This is a genomic window from Mesorhizobium sp. C264A (genome assembly GCF_040324515.1).
GTDB lineage: Bacteria > Pseudomonadota > Alphaproteobacteria > Rhizobiales > Rhizobiaceae > Mesorhizobium.
Genome location: NZ_JAMYVY010000001.1, coordinates 2,025,895 through 2,048,842, shown reverse-complemented (window position 1 = coordinate 2,048,842; position 22,948 = coordinate 2,025,895). Strand labels below are relative to the sequence as shown.

Sequence of the window (22,948 nt, the reverse complement as noted above, 5' to 3'; positions counted from 1 at the left end):
GCTGACATTCGCCACTTCAAGACCATGATGGTTGCAGATAGAAGAACGGCATTGGCCAATGACCGCCAAGCCTTCTGATCCAGCCTCTTTCATGGTCCGATATCAATGAGCCACCGTCCGATACTGATGTTCGATTCCGGCGTTGGCGGATTGACCGTGCTGCGCGAAGCGCGCGTGCTGATGCCCGACCGGCGCTTCGTCTACGTCGCCGATGACAAGGCCTTTCCCTACGGCGCCTGGGAAGAGCCGGCGCTGCAGGCCCATATAGTCGAGCTCTTCGCCAAGCTGCTCGACCGTTTTGATCCGGAAATTTCGGTCGTCGCCTGCAATACCGCTTCGACGCTGGTGATCGATGCGTTGCGGGAAGAATTCCCTGGCCATCCCTTTGTCGGCACGGTGCCGGCAATCAAGCCGGCTGCCGAGCGCACCCGGTCCGGGCTGGTCTCGGTGCTGGCGACGCCGGGCACGGTGAAGCGCCAGTACACGCGCGACCTGATCGGCAAATGGGCGCAGAAATGCCATGTCCGGCTGGTCGGCAGCAACAATCTCGCCGGACTGGCCGAGGCCTACATGCGCGAGGGCTTTGTCGACGAGGAGGCCGTGCGTGCCGAGATCGCACCGTGTTTCGTCCAGCATGACGATTTGCGCACGGACATCGTCGTGCTCGCCTGCACGCACTATCCGTTCCTGGCCAATCGCATGCGCAAGACCGCGCCCTGGCCGGTCGACTGGATCGACCCGGCCGAAGCGATTGCGCGGCGTGCTCTGTCGCTGCTTCCGGCTGTCGACGGGCCATTGCCGCAAAGCGAGCCCGACATCGCCGTCTTTACCTCGGGAAAGGCGGATTTCGCCATCAGCCGGCTGATGCAGGGTTTTGGATTGAGCGCGCGCTAATGCATGTAGCCCAAAAGTGCGCAGCGGTTTTGGGACAACGACATTCATAAAAACAAAAAAACTAAAGCGCGTCGCCGACGCGCTTTAGGCAGGCTCGAAGACAATGACGCGCCGATCCGGATCGGCCGAAACAAGCCTTAGCGTCAGGCCATCGCCCTGCCTGAACCCTGAGGCCTTCACATTCGTAACGACAGGCATGTCCGAGAGCTGAACGCGCACACGCTGATCACCGACGTCGGTGACGACGGCCTTGAATGTTTCACCCATGCGCCCCCTCAGCATCACAGCCTCGGCAAGGTCGATGGCCGCGTGGTTGATCTGCGAGGCGCGGGCGCCTGCGCGGCCCATCACCTTCGGCAGTTTGGAAAACGCCTCGGTAACGGCTTGCGGCACCGGCTGGCCGTTGGCGATGGCCAGCACGCAGCGCACGACGTAGCGATCGGCCAGCCGCCTCAGGGGCGCGGTGGCGTGGGCATAGGTCGCGGCCATCGCCTCGTGCCAGGGGACAACGCCTTCCTCATAGGGTTGGTAGGACGCACCGGAGCCGGCGCGGCGGATTTCCAGCATCAGCGCTGCCTGTTGCATGTTGGTCGGATCGAGGGTTCGCTGATAGTCGGACAGGCTGGTCGAAGGAGGCCAGGACAGGCCTAAGGCCCGTGCCGCGTTGCGCAGTCTTTGTACTTTGGAAGCATCGGGCGGCGCCATCACCCGGAACAAGCCGGTCCGGTGTGCCAGCATGGCGTCGGCAATCGCCATGTTGGCGGCCAGCGAAAGTGCTGCGTTGTCTTGCTCGGATTGCAGCAGCGGTCTGAACGCAAGCTGGAACGTGCCATCGGCAAGCTGTTCCACCTCCTGCTCGGGCGGGTCGACGCGCGAAGCGCCGCGACGGTCTTCGGCCGCCGCCATGCGCCGCGCGATTTCGGCGAAGCCGACTGGGACGTCGGCGGCCTGCACGCTGTCATAGGCGAGCTTGGCGCGGCTTTGAATGATTGCCCGTTCGGCGCCATCCAGCCTTACCGCTCCGTCGTCGGCGATCCGGACCGTGAAGATGACAGCCGGACGCGGATCGCCGGGCAGCAAGCTCGCGGCGCCCTCGGCAATGACCCGGGGATAGAGCCCGGCCTTCCCGTCCGGCAAATACAGGGTTTCGCCCCGCGCCCAGGCTTCGCGATCCACCGCGTCGCCGTCCGCGACGAACCAGGCTATGTCGGCAATGGCATAGTGCAACAGAAGGTCGCTACCGCTCGCTTCGATCGAAAACGCTTGGTCAAGATCGGTGGAAGCCGCGGGGTCGAGCGTCACGAAGGGCATCGCCGTGCGGTCGGCATGCTGGTCGGGCACGCGCCTGGCCGCCGTCTGTGCCATGGCCATTACATCAGGGGGAAATCCCTCCGGCACATGGAACTCGGTGCGGATTTTGGCGAGGCCGGTAGCGAGTGCCTGCGAGGGATCGTTCAACGATTTCATGGCGCCGTCCTACACCGGCGTTGCGGGCACGGGAAGGTGGTTTGCCGGCAGTGCCGGCCGACCATGGGCTGGCATGAGCGCGGAACGGAAGTTGACCGCCAGCGCTGGAACCGTCGCCGGAGCGCAACGTTTCTTCTCCTGGCAGCAAAGGAGGAGCCGATATGCCTGCAACCTCAAAAGCACAGCAAAAGGCCGCTGGCGCAGCCCTGTCGGCCAAGCGCGGCGAGACCAGGAAGAGCGAGCTTCAAGGCGCGTCGAAGTCGATGTACAATTCGATGAACGAAAAGCAGCTCGAGGAATTCGCAGAGACCAAGCGCAAAGGACTGCCGGAGAAGAAATCGGCAGACTGAAACCTTGAACCGAGTCGATAAACAAAGCCCGTGGCCGAAACCACGGGCTTCTTCGATTCAGGCCAAGCCCGAAACTCCTGACGTCACCAGCAGCACTTCACCTTGTAGCGGATGACCTTCTTGTGGCCATGCCGCCAGATGACCTTCTTCTTCACCACGACATGGCAGGTCTGACGATGCTTGTGGCCCTGCCAGTGCTTGGCCATCGCTGGCTCGGGCACGGCGATCGACATCGTCCCGGCCAGGACGGCTGCACCGACCAACGAGAGGAAAAACTTCTTCATGCGACTTCGGCTCCTTTGGCTCCAGTCCCTTCCTAAATGCCGTCGGCGCAATAACCTCCCGCCGCTCCGGCACGGCACTCAACGCCAAAGACGTGATATGGTTGCCGGGACCAGCGCCAGCGACGCGCTTGACTCTGCTCAAATCTCCGTTTAACGAGCGCACCAACACCGGGCCGCAATGCCCGGTTGTTTCTTTTACATGGCAAGCCCCAGGAAAGCAGGTTTATCGTTTCCTGGTTTTGTCTAGACTGACGTGTCCCGTGGGTTTTCCGCCGCGTTGCGTGGGAAAACCCTGTCAGGCCTCGAAAACGGAGGCCAGAGGAGGGCGCGTTTCCTTCACCTGGACCATGAGGCTCCGGGTGGTTTGTTTTGAAAGGGAATGCGATGAGCAAGCGCGAATCCGCGAAGTACAAGATCGACCGCCGTCTCGGCGAAAACATCTGGGGCCGCCCGAAGTCCCCGGTCAACAAGCGTGAATACGGCCCCGGCCAGCACGGCCAGCGCCGCAAGGGCAAGCTTTCCGATTTCGGCCTGCAGCTGCGCGCCAAGCAGAAGCTGAAGGGTCACTATGGTGATGTCTCCGAAAAGCAGTTCCGCAAGGTCTATGAAGAGGCTGATCGCCGCAAGGGCGACACCTCCGAGAACCTGATCGGCCTGCTCGAGTCGCGTCTCGACGCGGTCGTCTACCGCTCCAAGTTCGTGCCGACCATTTTCGCGGCTCGCCAGTTCGTCAACCACGGCCACGTCAACGTCAACGGCAAGCGCGTCAACATCGGCTCGTACCGTTGCAAGCCGGGCGACGTCGTCGAAGTGCGCGAAAAGTCGAAGCAGCTGGTCATCGTGCTGGAGGCGGTTGGCCTCGCCGAGCGCGACGTGCCGGACTATATCGAAGTCGATCACAACAAGATGGTCGCGACCTTCTCGCGCATCCCCGGCCTGGCCGACGTTCCCTTCGCCGTGCAGATGGAGCCGAACCTGGTCGTCGAATTCTATTCGCGCTGATCGATCGCTTTTCTGCGATACCGGAAAGGGCCGCCCGTCGAGGCGGCCTTTTCTTTGTCGGCCATGTCCGCTAATCCGGCACTCTCGGCTATGGAAAGCGACAAGCCATGAACATGCTGGCAGACATCGAAACAGTTGAACCGATTGCTGAAGGCGGCTTCCATCCGCTGTTTGCCGACGTGCCGTCATCGGTCGAGTTCAACAAACTGCGTAAGCGGCTGTTGCGGTTGACCCGTCAGGCGGTCGATGATTTCGCCATGGCGAGGCCCGGCGACCGCTGGCTGGTGGCCTTGTCCGGCGGCAAGGATTCCTACGGGCTGCTGGCCGTGCTGCTCGATCTCAAATGGCGCGGGCTGCTGCCGGTCGAGCTGCTGGCCTGCAATCTCGACCAGGGCCAGCCGAATTTTCCGAAGCACATTTTGCCCGACTACCTCGATGCGCATGGCATTGCCCATCGCATCGAGTATCAGGACACCTATTCGGTGGTCACCGACAAGCTGCCTCAGGGTAGCACCTATTGTTCGCTGTGCTCGCGGCTGCGGCGCGGCCATCTCTATCGCATCGCGCGCGAGGAGGGCTGTTCGGCGCTGGTGCTCGGCCACCACCGCGAGGACATTCTCGAAACCTTCTTCATGAATCTAATCCATGGCGGCCGCCTTGCCGCCATGCCGCCAAAGCTGCTCAATGACGACGGCGACGTCATGGTGCTGCGGCCGCTGAGCTACTGCGCCGAGGTCGATCTGGAAAAATTCGCCGCCGCTATGAAATTCCCGATCATTCCCTGCGATCTCTGCGGCAGCCAGGAAGGCCTGCAGCGCAACGCCATGAAGGCGATGCTGGACGACATGGAAAAGCGCATGCCGGGCCGCAAGGACACGATGCTGCGCGCGCTGTCCAACACCAGGCCGTCGCATCTGCTTGACAGAAAGCTGTTCGACTTTGCCGCCCTCAATGGCAGCCTCAGCACAGGACAAGACGTTTCCGATGATATTTGACGACCAAGCGATCGACTGGCTGGCCGAGCTTCTCGCCGATGCAGCCAGGGCCGAAATCATGCCGCGCTTCCGCCGGCTGGGCGAGGGCGACATCAGGCAGAAAACCTCGGCCGCCGACCTGGTGACCGAGGCCGACATCAACGCTGAGCGGCTGATCACGGCCAGGCTGCGCGAGCGCTATCCCACGGCGATGATCGTCGGCGAGGAAGCCTGTTCCGACAATCCGGCGCTGCTTCAGGGGCTCGGCGATGCCGACCTCGCCTTCGTCGTCGACCCGGTCGACGGCACCTTCAACTTCGCCTCCGGCGTGCCGCTCTTCGGCGTCATGCTGAGCGTCGTCGTCAAGGGCGAAACCGTCGCCGGTATCATCCATGACCCCGTAGGCCGGGACTGGCTGATCGGCGCCAAGGGCGCCGGCAGCCATATCCGCCATGCGCATGGCGCGCTGGAGACGGTGCACGTGGCCGATGCCGTGCCGATCTCGCAGATGACCGGCTCCGTCTCCTGGCAATATCTGGCGGAACCGCAACGCTCGCTCCTGGCGCGCAACCAGACCAAGACCCTATCGCAGTTCGGCTATCGCTGCGCGGCACATGAATACCGTCTTCTGGCCAGCGGCCATGCCCATTTCGTCGTCTACAACAAACTGATGCCGTGGGACCATCTGGTCGGTGTGCTGATCCACGCCGAGGCCGGCGGCTACACCGCGCGGATCGACGGCAGCGCCTATCTGCCCTCGCATGTCGACGGCGGCATTCTTGTCGCCCCGGACAAGGAAAGCTGGCAGGAGTTGCGCAGGGAACTCTGGGCGCAATAATCGGTCCAACTGCTGGTAGAGGCTTTCGTCAAGTATATTGGCTCTGTTATGTCCAATCTCTCGCGAAGTCGGAAGCTGCGAAATGAAACATCGGTCCGCAATTGTTGCAACGGCGCTTGCACTTGCCTTGGCCGCCGCTGGCGCCACTGAGGCAAGATCGCAGGAACGCGCGTGCGGCAGTCGCGATCCCGTCGATACCATAGACGAGATGTTTTCCGCGATCTTTGCCTGTTGGCAGCCGCCGCCTGGAAGTGCTGGCATGACCCTGACGCTGAGTTTCTCAATTCGCAAAAACGGCACGCTGATGGGCAAACCGCGCGCCACTTTCTCCCATATGGGAGATGATGCCTCGCTCAACCGGGTCTTTGTGTCATCCGTGCTCGAAGCTCTCGACAAGGCTCTGCCGATGCCTCTTTCGGACAGCATGGGTGGCGCCATCGCAGGGCGCCCGCTGTTCCCTCGTTTCACGGCAGTGATTGGCGGCGCATCCTGAAACGCGTCGCTTGAAGGTGGCTGCGGTCTGAGACAAATAAAACTCGTAGCGCAGAACAGTTGCTCAATGCAGGTCGGTGACGTGCCCTGAAATGGGTGGGTTGTGCGGCTGGAACATCTTGCCGCGCTCGGCGATCAGGATCATCAGCAGGGCCGCGACCGAGACGCTGCAGAAGCCGGCGGCAAGCGGCGTCACCGTGCCGTTGAAGGCCTGGCCGATCAGCGTGCCGAGGATGCCGCCGAGAAAAGTCTGCATGAAGCCCAGGATGGACGACGCGGTGCCCGCCAGTTGGCCGAGCGGCTCCATCGCGAGCGCGTTGAAATTGGCGCCGAGCGCGCCGAACGGGAGCATCGCGCTGGCGAAGAAGGTGATGAACAGCCAGAGTGGCATCTTCATTTGAAGCGAAACGGTGAGCCAGGCAAGGCTGATCACCAGGAACAACAGCAGTGCGCTCTGCGACAGGCGGCGCATGCCGATGCGGCCGACCAGGCGCGAGTTGAGGTAGTTCGAAAAAGCGAGAACGCCGGCGACACCCGCGAAGATGACAGGAAACAATTCGCCGACATGAAAAATGTCGACATAGATCTGCTGTGCGGAGGCGATGAAGCCGAACATGGCGGCGAAAATGAAGGTGCTGGCAAAGGCGTAGCAAAGCGCCATGCGGTTGGTGAGCACGATGCGGAAACCACCGACGACGGATGAGACTGTCAGCGGCCGGCGGTACTCCGGATGCAGCGTCTCCGGCAGCCGCAGCAGCGACCACGCCGACACGATCAGCGCTCCGACGGCCATGGTGACGAAGATCCAGTGCCATGTTGCGAACAGCATGATGAACTGGCCGATCCCAGGCGCGATCACCGGGATGGCCATGAACACCATGAAGATCAGAGACATCACCTCGGCCATGCGCCGACCGTCGAACGTGTCGCGCACGATCGAGACGGCGATGACGCGGGTCGCCGCCGCACCGATGCCTTGCACCAGCCGGCACAGCAGTAGGACGGCGAATGACGGGGCGATGGCGGCAGCTGCCGCCGCCACGACATAAATCGCCAGCCCGGCAACGAGCGGCGCGCGGCGCCCGAACCGGTCCGAGATCGGTCCGAAGAAAAGCTGTCCGCCACCGAAGCCCAATATATAGGCGGTGATCACATACTGGCGGTGGTTTTCATTCTCAACGCCAAGCGTGGCGCCGATTTGCTGCAGTGCCGGCAGCATGATGTCGATGGCCAGCGAGTTCAACGCCATCAGTGCCGCGCACAGCGCGATGAATTCCCAGCGCGGAATAGGCAATTTGCGTGCCTGTTGCGGCGCTTTTGCTGGCTGGTCCACGGCGGGTCCGATCTTCAAAACGAATATGCGCCGGCATGCCGGCGCATAACTTCGTCCTCACTCCGATAGGGGGAGGTAACATTTTGCCGGGGCGGGGCTGCCCCGTCTCAACTCAGAATCAGGCTGTCGCTTTGACGCTGACGCCCTTGTCGACGAGCAACGTCTGCAGCTCGCCCGCCTGGAACATTTCGCGGATGATGTCGCAGCCGCCGACGAATTCGCCCTTGACGTAAAGCTGCGGGATCGTCGGCCAGTTCGAATATTCCTTGATGCCTTGGCGCAGTTCGGCCGAGGTCAGCACGTCGACGCCCTTATAGTCGGCTCCGATGTAATCGAGGATCTGGACGACCTGGCCGGAAAAGCCGCACTGCGGAAAACCGGGCGTGCCCTTCATGAAAAGGACGACGTCGTTGCCCTTCACTTCGCTGTCGATGTAGTCGTTGATGCCGCTCATGAGATATCCTTTCACGCCTGTGGGAGTCAGGCTCGAAGCATAGCCATCAAATAAACCCATAGATGGGCCGAAACAAGATGTTTGCGCCGCCGTCGCGGAAATGGCGCAAAGGATCGCCTGTCTTGGGCCAAGCATCCGAGCCGATTGCAACCTTCGGAACATGATGAAAAGACGATATGGCGCCGCCCTTCCGATCGCCATCCTGCTGGCGGCGATTGCCGTTGTCTGGTGGCCGAGACGCCCCGAGCCGCCGCCGCTGGTCATTGGCGGTGACCTGCCCGCGCCTTGCCGGAATGTCGCCTTCGAGGCGGTGACCTATGTCGTCTGCGAGACCGATCTTCGCGCCGACAGCATCGGTGTTTTCCACGCCGGCGCCGATGGCAAGCCTTTTGGTTCGCTCGAAGCCTTCGACAAGGCGGTTGCGGGCGAGGGGAGGCCGGTGCTGCTCGCCATGAATGGCGGCATGTATCACGAGGATTTGTCGCCGGTCGGCCTGCTGGTCGAGGACGGCAGCGAAAAGTCACGGCTCAATCTTGCCGACGGCGAAGGCAATTTCTTCCTGAAACCGAACGGCGTCTTTCTGGTGGGCAATGACGGCAAGGCGGCTGTCATGGAAAGCAACGCCTATGCGGTCACCAAACGCGATGTTGCCTTCGCCACGCAGTCCGGCCCGATGCTGGTGATCGATGGCAAGATTCACCCACGCTTCGAGCCGAACGGAACCTCGCGCTTCATCCGCAACGGCGTCGGCGTGCGCGATGAAAACACCGTTTTGCTGGCGATCTCGCGGTCTGAGGTCAGTTTCGGCAGCTTTGCGCGGCTGTTTCGCGACGCGCTACAATGCCGCAACGCGCTGTTCCTCGACGGCGCGGTTTCCGCGCTGTCGGATGGGAAAAGAATGATCGTCGGCGGAAAATACCCGGCGGGCCCGATCATCTCAGTGTCGGCGAAGCCGATCACGTCAGTGTCGGCGAAGCAGCCGCAGAAACAGTAGGCCAGTCTGGCTTCAGTCCGGCACGCTGGTCTGCAGGGCCAGCGCGTGCAGCACGCCGCCCATATTGCCCTTCAGCGCATCATAGACCATCTGGTGCTGCTGGACGCGGCTCTTTCCGCGGAAGCTTTCGGCCACCACTTCGGCTGCATAGTGATCGCCGTCACCGGCGAGGTCGCGGATCGTCACCTTGGCGTCCGGAATGCCGTCCTTGATCAGTTTTTCGATGTCGTGGGCATCCATTGCCATGGCAAAATCCTGTTCTGGGCGGCTAGGCACGAGTGACTCGCACGGCAGCCTAAAGCCTTTCTGGTCCGGGTTGAAGCCGTTCTGTCGGCGACGCAGTGTCTAAGGGCCATCCTGCCGCGGGTGAACCACACCATCTTCGGTAATGTCGTCGCGGGTCGAGAACCCCCGGCCAAGGCTGAACACCAGGACATAGAGCGGGATGTTGAGCGCCAGGTTGATAATCGGGAGATAGCTGGTCATCTGCCACAAGGGCGAAAAGAATGGTTGGCCATAGCCGTCGCAGATCAGCGATGACCCGTATTCCCACAGCGCGCCGGTAATGACCGCAATGGCAAAGAGCTTGATGCAGGTGGCGACATGCCTTGCGCGCGCCGGGTTCGGCAAAAGGCGGCTCCACAGCACCAGGCAGACGATGGGGATCGCATAGATCAGACTTTGCAAGGCCAGCATCTGCAGTGTGCCATTGGCCGCCTCAATGAACTGGTCACGCCTTTCCAGCAGCGGACAGACCTCGCTCGAGGTCGTCGACAGCAGGAAAAAGACGAACGGCCCGAGGAACCAGAAGAAGAACAGCGACGGCCAGAAGACGACTGCGATCAGCGTCCGGGCTGCCAGGCTGGTCAAATGGACTTGTCCATGAAGTTCGGGAACCAGCCTTCGTGGGCGGCGGTCAATTCGCTGACCGGGATCGCCCTGGCATCGCCGAGCTTCAGTTCGTTTCCACCGGTCGAGCCGATCCATGGCGCAAAGATGCCGAGCTTGCTCTGTTCCTCGCGGATGGCGTCCCATTCCTTGCTCTGCGGATCGACGGACAGCGTCAGCAGGTAGCGGCCCTGGTCTTCGCCGAACCAGACCGGGATCGGGTCGGTGCCGGCGAGCCCCGGAATGGTGGCGCCGATGCCGGACGCCATCGCCATTTCGGCCAGGGCTATCGCCAAGCCGCCATCGGAAAGGTCATGCGCCGCGGTCACGACGCCCGACGCGATCAGCGCGCGCACATGGTCGCCGACGCGCTTTTCATGGGCGAGGTCGACGGATGGCGGCGGCCCGTCGGTGCGGCCATGGATGTCCCTGAAATAGGCGGACTGGCCGAGATGGCTGCCCCAGCTTGCGGGCGCGCCGACCAGCAGGATCATCTGGCCCTCGGCGGCAAAGCCGATACGGGTCATCTTCGACCAGTCGGCAATCAGCCCCACGCCGCCGATGGTCGGCGTCGGCAGGATACCTTGGCCATTGGTTTCGTTGTAGAGCGAGACATTGCCCGACACGATCGGGAAGCCGAGCGCCCGGCAGGCATCGCCAATGCCTTTCACCGCGCCGACCAGTTGGCCCATGATCTCAGGCCGTTCCGGATTGCCGAAATTGAGGTTGTCGGTGGCCGCCAGCGGCAGCGCGCCGGTGGCGGTGAGGTTGCGCCAGCATTCGGCCACCGCCTGCTTGCCGCCTTCGTACGGGTCGGCCTCGCAATAGCGCGGCGTGACGTCGGAGGAGAAGGCGAGCGCCTTGGTCGGATGGCCTTCGACGCGCACCACGCCGGCGTCGCCGCCGGGAAGCTGCAGCGAATTGCCCTGGATCAGCGTGTCGTACTGCTCCCACACCCAGCGGCGCGACGACAGGTTCGGCCCGCCGAGCAGTTTCAACAGCGCATCGGCAACGTCGGCCTTCGGCGCATCGCCGGCTGCGAGCGCCGCCGGCTTCTTCGGCTCGACCCAGGGGCGGTCATATTCCGGCGCCTTGTCGCCAAGGTCCTTGATCGGCAGATTGGCGACCTCGTCGCCCTGATGGATGACGCGGAAACGCAGATCGTCGGTGGTCTTGCCGACGATAGCGAAGTCGAGGCCCCATTTGTGGAAGATCGCCTCGGCTTCCTTTTCCTTCTCGGGGCGCAGCACCATCAGCATGCGCTCCTGACTCTCCGACAGCATCATCTCATAGGCGCTCATGCGCTCTTCGCGCACCGGCACCTGGTCGAGGTGAAGCTCGATGCCGAGGTCGCCCTTGGCGCCCATCTCGACCGCCGAACAGGTGAGGCCGGCCGCACCCATGTCCTGGATGGCGATGACGGCGCCGGACGCCATCAGCTCAAGACAGGCTTCGAGCAGGCATTTTTCGGTGAAGGGATCGCCGACCTGCACGGTCGGGCGCTTCTCGTCGATCTTGTCGTCGAACTCGGCCGAGGCCATCGTGGCGCCGCCGACGCCGTCGCGCCCGGTCTTGGCGCCGAGATAGACGACCGGCAGGCCGACGCCCTTGGCTTCCGACAGGAAGATCGCATCGGTCTTGGCGAGGCCCGCGGCAAAGGCGTTGACCAGGATGTTGCCGTTGTAGCGGGCGTCGAAATTGACCTCGCCGCCGACGGTCGGCACGCCAAAGGCGTTGCCGTATCCTCCGACGCCGGAAACCACGCCGCTGACCAGGTGCCTGGTCTTGGGATGGTCCGGTGCCCCGAAGCGCAAAGCGTTCATCGCCGCAATCGGCCGCGCGCCCATGGTGAAGACGTCGCGCAATATGCCGCCGACGCCGGTCGCCGCACCCTGGTAGGGCTCGATGTAGGAGGGATGGTTGTGGCTCTCCATCTTGAAGACGACGCAGTCGCCGTCGCCGATATCGACCACGCCGGCGTTCTCGCCCGGACCCTGGATGACCTGCGGCCCGGTGGTCGGCAGCGTGCGCAGCCATTTCTTCGAGGATTTGTAGGAGCAGTGCTCATTCCACATCGCCGAGAAGATGCCGAGTTCGGTAAAGCTCGGTTCGCGCCCGACCAGATCGAGGATGCGCTGGTATTCGTCGGGCTTCAGCCCATGCGCGGCTATGAGTTCCGGGGTGATCGGCACGGAATTGGAAATGGTCATGGGCGGCGATTGATGTCCATGGGAGAGGGGAATTTGAGTCCCCTCATATCGCAAGCTTTGGCGTGATACACCCCATTGGATGACGAAAAACGCCGGAAAACCACAGGGCGACGATGGTAGCGGGGAGCCGCTGGGGAACGCTATGGCATCCCGGCCGTTAGGCCTCAAACCAATCAGGAGATTTCGACATGGCCACCAAGCAAGGCAAGAAAGACAATCGCCTCTCCGACAAGGAGGCCATGCATATTGCCGAGACCACCGACGTTTCGCCCAAGCAGGCCAAGGACCTGGCCGAGAAGCACGGCAAGGACAAGGGCGCAAAGGAAGCCAAAAACTTCAAGGCAGAGGGCTGAACCTGAGATCGGTACACAGGCGCACGGTTTAGCGCCAACGATTCAGGACGAACTGTCGTAGCCGGCGCGGCCTTCCTCCAGCAGCCGCCGGATCACCGCGACGCCGCCGGTGATGTCCTCGCGCCGCCTTGGCTGCGAGACGCCGAAACGCACGCCGTGAAAAACCTGCTCGGAACGCCCCGCCTTGAACTCGTCCTCGTCGTCGAGGAGCACGCCATTTTCGAGGCATGCGCTCCTGAACGTGCCGGACAGCCAGGGATCGGGCAGCGTCAGCCAGACGAAGGGCACGCTGCCGTGTGACTTGAAGGCGAAACCCGCCAGTGTCTCGCGCACGATGGCGATGCGGGCGGCAATTTCGGCAATGCTGCGTTTGCGGATATCGCCAGCCTGCCCTGACAGCACCAGCCGCGCATTCACCTCCGCCAGCAGGAACGGCATCCCGCCGGTCATCATCTTGTGGGCGACGCGGATGCGATGGCGATAGGCGGGCGGGCAGGAGAGCCAGCCGCCGCGAACACCTGCCGCGACCGATTTCGACAGACCGCCGGCGACAATGGTGCGCTCGGGTGCATATTCGGCGATGAGCGGCGTCGGATCTTCGGTCAGGCCGCCATAGAGATCGTCCTCGATGACGATGACATTGTACGCGCGCGCGACACGAGCGATCGCCTCGCGGCGCGAAACCGACAGGATCGCCAGCGTCGGGTTCTGCACCGTCGGCATCAGGAAGATTATCTTCGGGTGCTTTTGCGCGCAGACGCGTTCGAAATCCTCGGGATCGAGGCCTTCTTCGTCCGATGCCACCAGTGCTATGCGCCGCCCGATCAGCCCGGCGCTGCGGGCGATCTGCGAATAGGTGAGGTGCTCGAAGGCGACATAGTCGCCCGGCGTGGTCAGTGCCGCAATCGCCGCCATCACCGCGGCATGTGTGCCAAGCGTGGGAACGATGGTGTCGGCCGCCGGACGGAACGAATTGCGCGACAGCCAGCGGGCGCCGGCCTCGAACCAGCGCTCCGGAAAATCCCTGGTGTAGCTCGAAATCTCGTGCGGGTGTTCCTGCACCGTGCGCGAGAGCATGTCAGCGACAATGGCGCCCTGGCCGATGTCGGGCGCGGCAGTGCTGTCGAAACGCAGTTTGCCGGGCGGCGCATCGACATAGCGCGTGCCTTGCACGGCAGGCTCGGCGAATTCGGGTGACGCTTCCGATTGCTGCGCCAGCACATAGGTCCCGCGACCGACTTCGCCGCTCACCAGGCCGCGCTCGCGCAGCAGCTGATAGGCTCGGCCGATCGTGCCGACCGTCGTGCCGATATCATAGGCGAGATCGCGCTGCGGCGGCAATTTTGCCCCGGCATCGATGACGCCCTTGTCGATGTCCGACTCGATGCTGTCGGCAAGGCGCTGGTAAAGCGGGCCGGAACCGATGGTGAGGTCAGGGAGCCAATTTGTCATGGTGACAATTCTGTATATTGCACCAGATCGGGTGTCAATGCATATCAGAACCGTACCAAGATGGGTACAATTTGCAAGGTTGGCAGAAAGACAATGGATACAATCGAGACAATCCGCTGCGCGGGCATTGAATTGGTCGGGCCGCGCCCGTCCAGCCGGCGAGGCTTTGTCGGCCGGATCGTGCATGTAGTCAGATCGCTGGCGCGATGGATCGACGTGCTGATCGAGCGCCGTCGCGGCCGCCTGGCTTTGCTCGAAATGACCGACGAGCAGCTCAGGGACATCGGTGTGTCGCGTGACGACGCTCACCGCGAAGGCATCAGGCGATTCTGGGACTAACTTGTAGTCTGGTCAGCGGCGTGTGCCCGGAGCCCTGAGGCGTGAGACGCCCTTATCGGCAAGCACGGCGAGGATGCACAGCACCAGGAAAACACCGGTGACGGCCAGCGCCGCAAGGGCGACGTTGGCCGCGCCGTTTTTCGCAACGTCGAGGAACGGGTAGGGTACTTCGCCTGCGATCGGTGCGCGCGCCAGCGCATAGGCGAGATAGGCGATCGGATAGGCCATCCACCACGAAATGTCGCTCCAGCGTGTCCTGCCGTCAGCGCCTGCAACAAGCCACCACAGCACGAACAGCACCGGCGTCACATAGTGCAGCAGCACGTCACAGAGCAGGAACAGCCCCTGCGGCTGCCAGAGCTGCGCCAGAACCGTCGCGTAGACGATGAAGACCAGGGCGATGGAAGCCGCCACGCCCGCCCGCATCCGCGGCCCGGCAAAGGCCGGCAGCCAGGCGTAGCCCGAAGGCGACAGCAGCGAGACATGGACCAGCACTGCACCGATGTTGGTCAGGATGGTGAAGAAGCTGAACAGAAAGACGATGGAGCCGAGAAAACTGCGGCCGGCTTCCATCGATGCCGGGATGGTGATGCACGCTTGCAGGACAAGCCCGGCCAGACCGATGATCAATCCCGCAAACTGCAGGAAGCGGCCCATGGCGTCAGGCGGCCGCGTTGCAGGAGGGGTTGCCCGTTTGCCAGCGCGCAATGTCGGATCCGATGCGCGCGCCGAGCGGATCGTCCATCAGCGGACCGAACACGTCGACGCGGCTGGAATTGCCTTGCGCCTGGACGACCAGCAGCGGCTTGCCGCCATAATGCTTGGCCGGCACCAGCAGGAAGCGGGGCGTGCCGCTGAACGAATTCAGCTCATTGGCCATCTGATAGGATTTGAAGGCGGGATCCTTGCTGGCGATCCAGCATTTGTGGGCCGATATCGCTACCTGTTCCATGGCCAGCAGCGAAGCGCTCTTGCCCGTGGGGACCGGCGCGCTCTTCGGGCTGGACTGGCAGGACGCCAACGCCAAGCCGGCAGCAGCCAGGGGACCTAGGCGAACAATCGTCAGTCTCATGGTCAACCGCCCCCGCGTTTTGAAAGGAATTCGAAGAGATATCAGGCGGCGATGCCGAGTGCGCCTTCGAACAGCGCCCGGCCGTCACTGCCGCCATGCGCGGCCTCGATCAGGTTTTCCGGATGCGGCATCAGGCCGAGCACATTGCCCTTCTCGCTGATGATGCCGGCAATGTCGTTGATCGAGCCATTGGGATTGGTGCCTTCGGCATAGCGGAACACAACCTGTCCTTCGCCCTCGAGGCGCGCAAGCGTGTCGGCATCGGCGAAATAATTGCCGTCATGATGCGCAACCGGCGTGCGGATGATTTGGCCCGGCTGATAGCGGCGGGTGAACATGGTGTTGGCGTTGGCGATCTGCAGCTTCACCTCACGGCAAACGAATTTCAGCGAAGCATTGCGCATCAGCGCGCCGGGCAGCAGGCCGGCCTCGACCAGAATCTGGAACCCGTTGCAGACGCCAATGACCATGACGCCCTTGGCGGCCTTTTCAGCGACTGCCCGCATCACCGGCATCCGCGCGGCAATGGCGCCGCAGCGCAGATAATCGCCGAAGGAGAAGCCGCCGGGAATGGCGATCAGGTCGACATCGGGGATTTCAGTGTCGGTCTGCCAGACGGTCGCCGGCGCCTGCCCGGAAATCTTGGTCAGCGCCGCAATCATGTCGCGGTCGCGGTTGAGGCCGGGGAGAAGAACGACAGCTGATTTCATATCAAGCGATCTCCACCGCGTAATTCTCGATCACCGTATTCGCCAGCAGCTTGTCGCACATGGCTTTCAGATCGGCTTCAGCCTTGGCCTTGTCGGTCTCCGAGAGCTCGAGGTCGAAGACCTTGCCCTGCCGCACCTGGCCGACGCCGCCGAACCCCAGTCCGGACAGAGCGTGCTCTATGGCTTTTCCCTGCGGGTCGAGCACGCCGTTCTTGAGGGTGACGGTGATGCGGGCCTTGATCATGCTGGACAGGTTCCTGTTCGAAGACTTAGCAATTCCAGGAAAAGTGTGAAGCGGTTTTCCGTCCGGAATTGCGTCAAGAAATGAAGACTTAATGCGGCTTGCCTTTGAGGCCATCGGTCGAGGCGACGAGCACCGGGCCGGTCGGGCGCGGCGGCTCGTTCTCGTTCATGATGCCAAGGCGGCGGGCAACTTCCTGATAGGCTTCGACGAGGCCGCCCATATCGCGGCGGAAACGGTCCTTGTCGAGCTTGTCCTGCGTTGCCACGTCCCACAGCCGGCACGAATCCGGCGAGATCTCGTCGGCAACGACGATGCGCATCATGTCGCCCTCGAACAGGCGGCCGCATTCGATCTTGAAATCCACGAGCTGGATGCCGACACCCATGAACAGGCCGGAGAGGAAGTCGTTGACGCGGATGGCCAGCGCCATGACGTCGTCGATCTCCTGCGGGCTTGCCCAGCCGAAAGCGGTGATGTGCTCTTCCGACACCATCGGATCGTCGAGCGCATCGGCCTTGTAATAGAATTCGATGATCGAACGCGGCAGAACGGTGCCTTCCTCGATGCCGAGGCGCTTGGACAGCGAGCCGGCGGCGACATTGCGCACCACCACTTCGAGCGGAATGATCTCGACTTCCTTGATCAGCTGCTCGCGCATGTTGAGCCGGCGGATGAAGTGGGTCGGAATGCCCATGCGGTTCAGATGGTTGAAGATGTACTCGGAAATGCGGTTGTTGAGCACACCCTTGCCGTCGATGACCTCATGTTTCTTCTTGTTGAATGCGGTCGCATCATCTTTGAAGAACTGGATAAGCGTGCCCGGTTCCGGTCCCTCATAGAGGATCTTGGCCTTGCCTTCATAAATGCGGCGGCGATTTTTCATCTGATTTTTCTCTGGATTTGCGGGCAGGCGGCAAGCGACCAGTTCCTGTCCGTCTGCCTAAATTGGTGCGGCGACGGGTGGGGTTCAATGCCGGGTCTATCCCAATCACAGCGTTTGCTCAATCGGCAAATCCTTTCCATCGACCGCTTTCAGGAATGAAATGCCGCAGCGCAGCAAGTGATGTAGCATATTGACCGGCCCGCGCCCTTTTGGTTTGTGCTGCGGCAACACACATATCCATCGCCAACGCGAATCGATTTCATCGGAGGGAAGCCATGAGCAGCATGAAAGACCGCGAAGAGGGTTTTGAGCGCAAATTCGCCTTCGACGAAGAACTTCGCTTCAAGGCTTCCGCACGCCGCAACAAGGCGCTCGGTCTGTGGGCCGCCGAAAAGCTGGGCAAATCCGGCACTGACGCCGACGCCTATGCCAAGGAAGTTGTGGTTTCCGATATCGAGGAAGCCGGCGATCACGACGTATTCCGCAAGATCCGCAAGGATTTCGACGCCGCCGGCGTCGACCAGTCGGATCACCAGATCCGCCGCACCATGGACGAACTGATGGCGCAGGCGATCGAGCAGATCAAGAACACCTAGAGCGAGTAGCGCTGGACCAATCGACCGCCCGGTCCAGCCGGGCGGTTTTTCTTTGCCTTTTCAGCCTTTTCCGGCTGAAACTGTGCGTAGGCCTGTTACAAGGCTCTACCCAACGAGGAAAGCACCCATGTCCCTGAAGTCACGCCTGGCGGCGGATGAAACGCTGTTCACCGCCTGGTCCGGCGTTCCGGACGCTTTGACGGTCGAAATCATCGCCAAGCAGGGTTTTGACGCCGTCACCCTCGATATGCAGCATGGCGGACACCACGAAGACTCGGTCTTGCGCGGCCTGGTGCCGGTGCTGGCCGCCAACAAGCCGGCGCTGGTGCGCATTCCGGTCGGCCGCTTCGACATGGCCAGCCGCGCCCTCGATTTCGGTGCCGAGGCGGTGATTGCACCGATGGTGAATTCGGTGGCCGATGCAAAACTCTTTGCCGCGGCGATGAAATATCCGCCGATGGGCGAGCGCTCCTGGGGCCCGACCTATGCTTTTCCGCGCCATGGCAAAGGCGACCACGCCGAATGGCTGCGCGACACCAATCAACGCACCATGGCCTTTGCCATGGTCGAAACGCGCGCCGCACTCGATGCGCTGGACGGCATCCTCGACACGCCGGGCATTGACGGCATCTTCCTCGGCCCATCGGATTTCTCCATCGCCTGGTCGAATGGCGCCACCGTCAATTCGACGCTGGAAAGCATGATGGAAACCGTCGCCTCCATCGCCGAGCGGACGCGCAAGGCGGGCAAGCATGCGGCAATCTACGTCGTTGAGCCGGCGATTGCCGGCCGCGTCGTGGCGATGGGCTACCGGCTGCTGGCGATGGGCTCGGACCATGCGCTGATTTCGCTCGGCGCAAAGATACTCATCAAAAGCATGAACGATTCGATCAAGGGCTGAGGCGTGGTGCCTTGCCCGGTCAGGCCTTGAGGTCGGTCAGGAACTTGGCGAAGGTCATCGACCCTTCCGGCCACGGGCCGAAGCCGGCATCCTCATTGAGGTGACCGGTTTCGCCGGCATCGATGAACAGCGAACCCCAGGCGCCGGCAATGTCCTCGGCAACCTCGAAGGCGCAGAACGGATCGTTGCGGCTGGCGATGACGATGGACGGGAAGGGCAGCGGTTCGCGTGCATAGGGGCCAAAGGTCATCAGGTGACGCGGCCTTATCTCCGGGTTGGCGACGTCGGGCGGCGCGACAAAGAACGCACCGGCGACCGGCTTCCTGAACTGCGGAATGGCCTGCACCGCGGCCGCCACGCCCAGGGAATGGGCAACGATCACCACCGGCCGCTCGGCCTCGTTGACAGCGTTCGCCACGCTCGCCGTCCAGTCCTCGCGCACCGGCTTCGACCACTCCGCCTGCTCGACCCGGCGCGCCGTCGACAGTTTCGACTGCCAGCGTGTCTGCCAGTGTTGGGGGCCGGAATTGGTGTAGCCCGGCACGATCAGAATATCTGCGTCTTTGACTTTCATGGCGCTGAGATAGCGAGCGGCCGTGTCTCGTGCAACCCGCGCTGACGCATGCGGTGCATCACAATCGTGAACAACCTGTTCGATTCTTTCCATCTTGTGTGAACGATCAGGATCGACGATTTGAGGCAGGAAGAGATGGACAACAGAATAGACTGGTGGCGCGGCCTGGGATAACGCGCTGAACGGAGAGTTTTATGAGCGAACTGCCTTTTGCCGCGACGACCCCCGTCAGCGTGTCACGCGTGGGCCTGAAGGCGCGCGACGCCGAAGGACTTGCCGATTACTACCGGGCTGTTGTCGGCCTGCAGGAATTGAGCCGCGCCGATGGCGCCATCACGCTGGGCGCTGCCGAGCGCCCGCTGCTGGTCATCGAGCCTGACGCAGCGGCCAAGCCCGACGATCCGCGCAGCGCCGGCCTTTTCCACACCGCTTTCCTTCTGCCCAGCCGCGCCGATCTCGGCCGTTGGATAAACCATGCCGCCGCCAACAAGATCCGCATCGAGGGCGCCTCCGACCATCTGGTCAGCGAGGCTTTCTACCTGACCGACCCCGAAGGCAACGGCATTGAAGTCTATAGGGACCGTCTGCCGCAGGAGTGGAAGTGGAACGGCGACAAGATCGCCATGGCGACCGAGCGGCTGAATCTGGCCGCCGTGGTTGGCAGCGTGCCGGCCGGTGACGCCGGCTGGCAGGGCGCGCCGCAAAACAGCATTATCGGCCATGTCCATCTGCGCGTCGGCCGGCCGGAAGATGCCGAGGCCTGGTGGCACGACGAATTTGGCTTCGACACGGTCGCTAAGTATGGAGGGCAGGCGGTGTTCCTGTCGTCGGGAGGCTACCACCATCATATCGGTGGCAATTCGTGGCACAGCGCCGGCGCCGGCCGCCGCGATCCGTCCCGCTCGGGTCTGGCCTGGGTCGAGATGCGGTCGGACAAGACAACCGCTGAAACCACGCGGGAAGATCCGTGGGGCACGGTTATCCGCACCGTGCCGGGCGCCGCCGGCTGAGCGCCCGCTCGGTTCTTACAAGGAAGTGGCGGCGTAGCCCGTCAGCAGCCCATGCGCCCAGCTGTCGAAGCCGGTGGCTGTCGCGCGGGTGGACGCCTCGGTCCAGTCATAGCTGACCGTATGATGGCTGAACGACCATTGTCTGTCCTTGCGCGTGGCAAGGGCATAGCGGGCATCCGGACTGCCGGTCACAGTCAAACCTGGGAATGCCTGGACGCCGACACTGCCGGGATTGAGGATTGTCCGGTTGTCCGACAAGCGCACAACGCGCGGCGTATGTGTATGGCCGCACAAGGTCAGCCCGGCGCCGGCGCTGCCCAGCTTGTGCCTGATCTGCTTTTCATTGGACGGGTGGAAGTGGCTGCCTCCGTCTTCCTCGAGCAGGAACACGTCGTCGTCACTGGGGCTGCCATGGCAAAGCAGGATGTCCTGGGCAGGCGACAGGGTGACCGGCAATGCGGAGAGCCAGGTCAATGACGCCTGGGACAGGCATTGGTGGGTGAAAGCATCGACGTCTTCCAACCCGGAAGCAGGCGGCTCGACCAGCACACGGTCGTGATTGCCGCGCACGGTCGGCCAATTCTGTGCCATCAGATATTGCGCGGTTTCTTCAGGCCATAGCGGCCCGGAGAGACAATCGCCCAGATTGACGATGATGTCGGGAGAAGCGTCTTTGATCTGCGCATGAACCGCCTCAAGCGCGCGCAGATTCCCATGGATGTCGGAAAGGACAGCCAGCCGCATGGAAGATCCTATCCGAAAACCCGCTTGAAGATCGTGTCGACATGCTTGGTGTGATAGCCCAGGTCGAATTTCTCGCGGATCTCGGCTTCGGGCAGCGCTGCGGTGACTTCCTTGTCGGCCAACAATTCCTCAAGGAAATCAGCGCCATGTTCCCATACCTTCATGGCGTTGCGCTGCACCAGGCGGTAGGCATCCTCGCGGCTGACGCCGGCTTGCGTCAGCGCCAAAAGCACGCGCTGCGAATGCACAAGGCCACGGAACTTGTTCATGTTCTTCAGCATGTTGTCGGGATAGACCAGCAATTTGTCGACGACGCCGGTGAGCCGCGACAGCGCGAAATCCAGCGTTACCGTGGCGTCCGGCCCTATCATGCGCTCGACCGAGGAATGCGAGATGTCGCGCTCGTGCCAGAGCGCCACATTCTCCATCGCCGGCAGCGCCATGGAGCGCACCATGCGGGCAAGGCCGGTGAGGTTTTCGGTCAGCACCGGGTTGCGCTTGTGCGGCATTGCCGACGAGCCCTTCTGGCCCGGCGAAAAATACTCTTCCGCTTCCAGCACCTCGGTGCGCTGCAGATGGCGGATCTCGGTCGCCAGCCGCTCGACCGACGAGGCGATGACGCCGAGCGTGGCAAAGAACATGGCATGGCGGTCGCGAGGGATGACCTGCGTCGACACCGGCTCCGGCTTCAGCCCAAGCTTTTTCGCCACATGTTCTTCGACATAGGGATCGATGTTGGCGAAGGTGCCGATCGCGCCCGATATGGCGCAGGTGGCAATATCCTCTCGCGCGTGCACCAGCCGCTCGCGGCAGCGTGAGAACTCGGCATAGGCCTGCGCCAGCTTGACGCCGAACGTGGTCGGCTCGGCATGAATGCCGTGGCTGCGGCCGATGGTGACGGTGTCCTTGTGCTCGAAGGCCCGGCGCTTCAGCGCGGCGAGCAGGCCGTCGAGGTCGGCCAGCAGGATATCGCTGGCGCGGCCGAGCTGCACCGCAAGGCAGGTGTCGAGAACATCCGATGAGGTCATGCCCTGGTGGATGAAACGCGCATCCGGCCCGACGAATTCGGCGAGATGGGTGAGGAAGGCGATGACGTCGTGCTTGGTGACGGCCTCGATCTCGTCGATCTTGCCGACGTCGAATTGGGCGGCGCCGCCTTTTTCCCAGATGGTTTTGGCGGCTTCCCTGGGAATGACGCCGAGCTCGGCCAGCGCATCGCAGGCATGGGCCTCGATCTCGAACCAGATGCGGAAGCGGGTTTCCGGCGACCAGATGGCGACCATTTCCGGCCGGGAATAGCGAGGGATCATCCGTCAGTCCTGATATGTCGGTGGTTAAGTGCGCCTCCTATCAGAGGCGGACCGAATGCTCAACGCTGCTGGCGTGCAAACCAAACGCTGGCGGCGGCAAGCGCGATGAATCCGAGCGGAAAATAGAGCCTGATACCCAGCACCACGAACTGGTAGAGCGCCGTCAGCGAGGTGAAGACCAGTTCGAACGCCCACCGGGCGGTGAAGGCCTCCGCGTGCCATTCGGCATAATAGGAGCGGTATTGCAGCGCAAACAACCCGCCGGTGAAGGCGAGCGTCGTGGCAAGCAGGCAGACGAAGGCGGCGGCGAACGCCACCTCCCAATGCCGGTCGAGCGAGACCAGCCGCGCCGCGAACAACCCGACGGGAAAGGCCAATGCCGCGCCGGTCGCAAACAGCAGGGCGACGAAGCGGATCTTTTCCGGGGTCTCCCAATTGTCGAGCCAAAGACCGGTCAGCGCGCTGGCGCCCATGGCCATCGCCCACAGCAAGGCGCCGAGAAGCGCGGTGCCCGTCGATGGTACGGCGCGGCTGACGCGATTTCCGGCGCGCTTGCGCCAACTGGATTGATCGAGCGATG

30 protein-coding genes are annotated in these 22,948 nt (G+C 62.6%); 12 read left to right on the top strand and 18 right to left on the bottom strand.

Annotated elements, in window-relative coordinates:
• Positions 1–105: 105 nt before the first annotated feature.
• Positions 106–894 (top strand): glutamate racemase, encoded by a 789-nt coding sequence (gene murI / locus NKL04_RS10150; protein WP_023700859.1) that lies wholly within the window; start codon positions 106–108, stop codon positions 892–894.
• Positions 895–978: 84 nt separating this feature from the next.
• Here murI and NKL04_RS10145 read toward each other — a convergent pair whose 3' ends face one another.
• Entirely contained in the window at positions 979–2,361 is a 1,383-nt protein-coding gene (locus tag NKL04_RS10145) for an RNB domain-containing ribonuclease (protein WP_023700858.1), read from the bottom strand.
• Between the two features lie 161 nt (positions 2,362–2,522).
• Between NKL04_RS10145 and NKL04_RS10140 the strand changes: the two genes are divergently transcribed.
• The gene (locus tag NKL04_RS10140) at positions 2,523–2,711 is read left to right on the top strand and encodes a DUF3008 family protein (RefSeq protein ID WP_023700857.1); all 189 of its coding nucleotides are present in this window, start codon (positions 2,523–2,525) and stop codon (positions 2,709–2,711) included.
• An 83-nt stretch (positions 2,712–2,794) separates the two neighbouring features.
• On the opposite strand, the gene NKL04_RS10135 is transcribed toward NKL04_RS10140, so the two are convergent.
• Positions 2,795–2,995 carry a hypothetical protein gene (locus NKL04_RS10135; RefSeq protein WP_023700856.1) on the bottom strand — a complete coding sequence of 67 codons (201 nt, stop codon included), beginning with the start codon at positions 2,993–2,995 and terminating at the stop codon, positions 2,795–2,797.
• 384 nt (positions 2,996–3,379) lie between these two features.
• On the opposite strand from NKL04_RS10135, the gene rpsD reads away from it, so the two are divergent.
• The 4 genes from rpsD to NKL04_RS10115 all read left to right on the top strand — a co-directional run bounded on the left by rpsD (position 3,380) and on the right by NKL04_RS10115 (position 6,302).
• Complete coding sequence (rpsD, locus tag NKL04_RS10130) at positions 3,380–3,997, top strand: 30S ribosomal protein S4 (protein ID WP_023669107.1); 618 nt, start codon at positions 3,380–3,382, stop codon at positions 3,995–3,997.
• Positions 3,998–4,104: 107 nt separating this feature from the next.
• Positions 4,105–4,992, top strand: coding sequence for a tRNA 2-thiocytidine(32) synthetase TtcA (gene ttcA, locus NKL04_RS10125; RefSeq protein WP_023700855.1), 888 nt, complete (start codon positions 4,105–4,107; stop codon positions 4,990–4,992).
• The gene (locus NKL04_RS10120; protein ID WP_023700854.1) at positions 4,982–5,809 is read left to right on the top strand and encodes an inositol monophosphatase family protein; all 828 of its coding nucleotides are present in this window, start codon (positions 4,982–4,984) and stop codon (positions 5,807–5,809) included. The genes ttcA and NKL04_RS10120 overlap by 11 nt, the downstream gene beginning before the upstream one ends.
• Positions 5,810–5,891: 82 nt before the next feature.
• The gene (locus NKL04_RS10115; RefSeq protein ID WP_023669104.1) at positions 5,892–6,302 is read left to right on the top strand and encodes a UCP034077 family protein; all 411 of its coding nucleotides are present in this window, start codon (positions 5,892–5,894) and stop codon (positions 6,300–6,302) included.
• 63 nt (positions 6,303–6,365) lie between these two features.
• Here the strand turns inward: NKL04_RS10115 and NKL04_RS10110 are convergent, their stop codons facing one another.
• Both NKL04_RS10110 and grxD read right to left on the bottom strand, forming a co-directional pair.
• Positions 6,366–7,634: a multidrug effflux MFS transporter gene (locus NKL04_RS10110; protein WP_023684881.1), complete on the bottom strand. Its 1,269-nt coding sequence runs from the start codon at positions 7,632–7,634 to the stop codon at positions 6,366–6,368.
• A 118-nt stretch (positions 7,635–7,752) separates the two neighbouring features.
• Positions 7,753–8,088 carry a Grx4 family monothiol glutaredoxin gene (grxD, locus tag NKL04_RS10105; protein ID WP_023669102.1) on the bottom strand — a complete coding sequence of 112 codons (336 nt, stop codon included), beginning with the start codon at positions 8,086–8,088 and terminating at the stop codon, positions 7,753–7,755.
• Between the two features lie 160 nt (positions 8,089–8,248).
• On the opposite strand from grxD, the gene NKL04_RS10100 reads away from it, so the two are divergent.
• Positions 8,249–9,082: a phosphodiester glycosidase family protein gene (locus NKL04_RS10100; protein ID WP_023700853.1), complete on the top strand. Its 834-nt coding sequence runs from the start codon at positions 8,249–8,251 to the stop codon at positions 9,080–9,082.
• A gap of 12 nt (positions 9,083–9,094) precedes the next feature.
• Here the strand turns inward: NKL04_RS10100 and NKL04_RS10095 are convergent, their stop codons facing one another.
• The 3 genes from NKL04_RS10095 to purL all read right to left on the bottom strand — a co-directional run bounded on the left by NKL04_RS10095 (position 9,095) and on the right by purL (position 12,180).
• A complete protein-coding gene (locus NKL04_RS10095; RefSeq protein ID WP_010909092.1) occupies positions 9,095–9,328 on the bottom strand; it encodes a BolA/IbaG family iron-sulfur metabolism protein in 234 nt (77 codons plus the stop codon).
• A 99-nt stretch (positions 9,329–9,427) separates the two neighbouring features.
• The gene (locus NKL04_RS10090; RefSeq protein ID WP_023669100.1) at positions 9,428–9,952 is read right to left on the bottom strand and encodes a hypothetical protein; all 525 of its coding nucleotides are present in this window, start codon (positions 9,950–9,952) and stop codon (positions 9,428–9,430) included.
• Positions 9,949–12,180 (bottom strand): phosphoribosylformylglycinamidine synthase subunit PurL, encoded by a 2,232-nt coding sequence (gene purL / locus NKL04_RS10085; protein ID WP_023669099.1) that lies wholly within the window; start codon positions 12,178–12,180, stop codon positions 9,949–9,951. The genes NKL04_RS10090 and purL overlap by 4 nt, the downstream gene beginning before the upstream one ends.
• Positions 12,181–12,368: 188 nt before the next feature.
• Between purL and NKL04_RS10080 the strand changes: the two genes are divergently transcribed.
• On the top strand, positions 12,369–12,533 hold the full coding sequence (locus NKL04_RS10080; RefSeq protein WP_023669098.1) for a hypothetical protein: 165 nt from the start codon (positions 12,369–12,371) through the stop codon (positions 12,531–12,533).
• Between the two features lie 42 nt (positions 12,534–12,575).
• Here the strand turns inward: NKL04_RS10080 and NKL04_RS10075 are convergent, their stop codons facing one another.
• Positions 12,576–13,985 carry an aminotransferase-like domain-containing protein gene (locus tag NKL04_RS10075; RefSeq protein ID WP_023694130.1) on the bottom strand — a complete coding sequence of 470 codons (1,410 nt, stop codon included), beginning with the start codon at positions 13,983–13,985 and terminating at the stop codon, positions 12,576–12,578.
• Between the two features lie 93 nt (positions 13,986–14,078).
• Here NKL04_RS10075 and NKL04_RS10070 point away from each other — a divergent pair, with 93 nt between their 5' ends.
• Complete coding sequence (locus tag NKL04_RS10070) at positions 14,079–14,324, top strand: DUF1127 domain-containing protein (RefSeq protein WP_023700852.1); 246 nt, start codon at positions 14,079–14,081, stop codon at positions 14,322–14,324.
• A gap of 12 nt (positions 14,325–14,336) precedes the next feature.
• On the opposite strand, the gene NKL04_RS10065 is transcribed toward NKL04_RS10070, so the two are convergent.
• The 6 genes from NKL04_RS10065 to NKL04_RS10040 form a co-directional block, all read right to left on the bottom strand.
• Positions 14,337–14,981 carry a Pr6Pr family membrane protein gene (locus NKL04_RS10065; RefSeq protein WP_023684887.1) on the bottom strand — a complete coding sequence of 215 codons (645 nt, stop codon included), beginning with the start codon at positions 14,979–14,981 and terminating at the stop codon, positions 14,337–14,339.
• A 4-nt stretch (positions 14,982–14,985) separates the two neighbouring features.
• Positions 14,986–15,396: a hypothetical protein gene (locus tag NKL04_RS10060; protein ID WP_023669094.1), complete on the bottom strand. Its 411-nt coding sequence runs from the start codon at positions 15,394–15,396 to the stop codon at positions 14,986–14,988.
• 41 nt (positions 15,397–15,437) lie between these two features.
• Entirely contained in the window at positions 15,438–16,106 is a 669-nt protein-coding gene (gene purQ, locus NKL04_RS10055) for a phosphoribosylformylglycinamidine synthase subunit PurQ (RefSeq protein WP_023684888.1), read from the bottom strand.
• A gap of 1 nt (position 16,107) precedes the next feature.
• The gene (gene purS / locus NKL04_RS10050) at positions 16,108–16,350 is read right to left on the bottom strand and encodes a phosphoribosylformylglycinamidine synthase subunit PurS (RefSeq protein ID WP_023669092.1); all 243 of its coding nucleotides are present in this window, start codon (positions 16,348–16,350) and stop codon (positions 16,108–16,110) included.
• 88 nt (positions 16,351–16,438) lie between these two features.
• On the bottom strand, positions 16,439–17,233 hold the full coding sequence (gene purC / locus NKL04_RS10045) for a phosphoribosylaminoimidazolesuccinocarboxamide synthase (RefSeq protein ID WP_013532127.1): 795 nt from the start codon (positions 17,231–17,233) through the stop codon (positions 16,439–16,441).
• A 105-nt stretch (positions 17,234–17,338) separates the two neighbouring features.
• Positions 17,339–17,461 carry a hypothetical protein gene (locus NKL04_RS10040; RefSeq protein ID WP_280790911.1) on the bottom strand — a complete coding sequence of 41 codons (123 nt, stop codon included), beginning with the start codon at positions 17,459–17,461 and terminating at the stop codon, positions 17,339–17,341.
• Positions 17,462–17,508: 47 nt separating this feature from the next.
• Here NKL04_RS10040 and NKL04_RS10035 point away from each other — a divergent pair, with 47 nt between their 5' ends.
• Together NKL04_RS10035 and NKL04_RS10030 are read left to right on the top strand one after the other, a co-directional pair.
• Positions 17,509–17,829, top strand: coding sequence for a DUF1476 domain-containing protein (locus NKL04_RS10035; protein WP_023669091.1), 321 nt, complete (start codon positions 17,509–17,511; stop codon positions 17,827–17,829).
• Positions 17,830–17,956: 127 nt separating this feature from the next.
• Positions 17,957–18,730 (top strand): HpcH/HpaI aldolase family protein, encoded by a 774-nt coding sequence (locus NKL04_RS10030; RefSeq protein WP_023669090.1) that lies wholly within the window; start codon positions 17,957–17,959, stop codon positions 18,728–18,730.
• Between the two features lie 19 nt (positions 18,731–18,749).
• Here NKL04_RS10030 and NKL04_RS10025 read toward each other — a convergent pair whose 3' ends face one another.
• The gene (locus NKL04_RS10025) at positions 18,750–19,304 is read right to left on the bottom strand and encodes an RBBP9/YdeN family alpha/beta hydrolase (protein ID WP_023694132.1); all 555 of its coding nucleotides are present in this window, start codon (positions 19,302–19,304) and stop codon (positions 18,750–18,752) included.
• 194 nt (positions 19,305–19,498) lie between these two features.
• Between NKL04_RS10025 and NKL04_RS10020 the strand changes: the two genes are divergently transcribed.
• Complete coding sequence (locus NKL04_RS10020) at positions 19,499–20,314, top strand: VOC family protein (RefSeq protein WP_023700851.1); 816 nt, start codon at positions 19,499–19,501, stop codon at positions 20,312–20,314.
• Between the two features lie 15 nt (positions 20,315–20,329).
• Here the strand turns inward: NKL04_RS10020 and NKL04_RS10015 are convergent, their stop codons facing one another.
• Genes NKL04_RS10015 through NKL04_RS10005 form a run of 3 tightly spaced genes read right to left on the bottom strand, consistent with a single transcriptional unit; the run spans position 20,330 to position 22,847 of the window.
• Positions 20,330–21,058, bottom strand: coding sequence for a metallophosphoesterase family protein (locus tag NKL04_RS10015; RefSeq protein WP_023694134.1), 729 nt, complete (start codon positions 21,056–21,058; stop codon positions 20,330–20,332).
• An 8-nt stretch (positions 21,059–21,066) separates the two neighbouring features.
• The gene (gene purB / locus NKL04_RS10010) at positions 21,067–22,368 is read right to left on the bottom strand and encodes an adenylosuccinate lyase (RefSeq protein WP_023694135.1); all 1,302 of its coding nucleotides are present in this window, start codon (positions 22,366–22,368) and stop codon (positions 21,067–21,069) included.
• A gap of 59 nt (positions 22,369–22,427) precedes the next feature.
• Positions 22,428–22,847, bottom strand: a complete 420-nt coding sequence (locus NKL04_RS10005; protein ID WP_245261354.1) for a hypothetical protein — start codon at positions 22,845–22,847, stop codon at positions 22,428–22,430.
• Positions 22,848–22,948 lie beyond the last annotated feature (101 nt).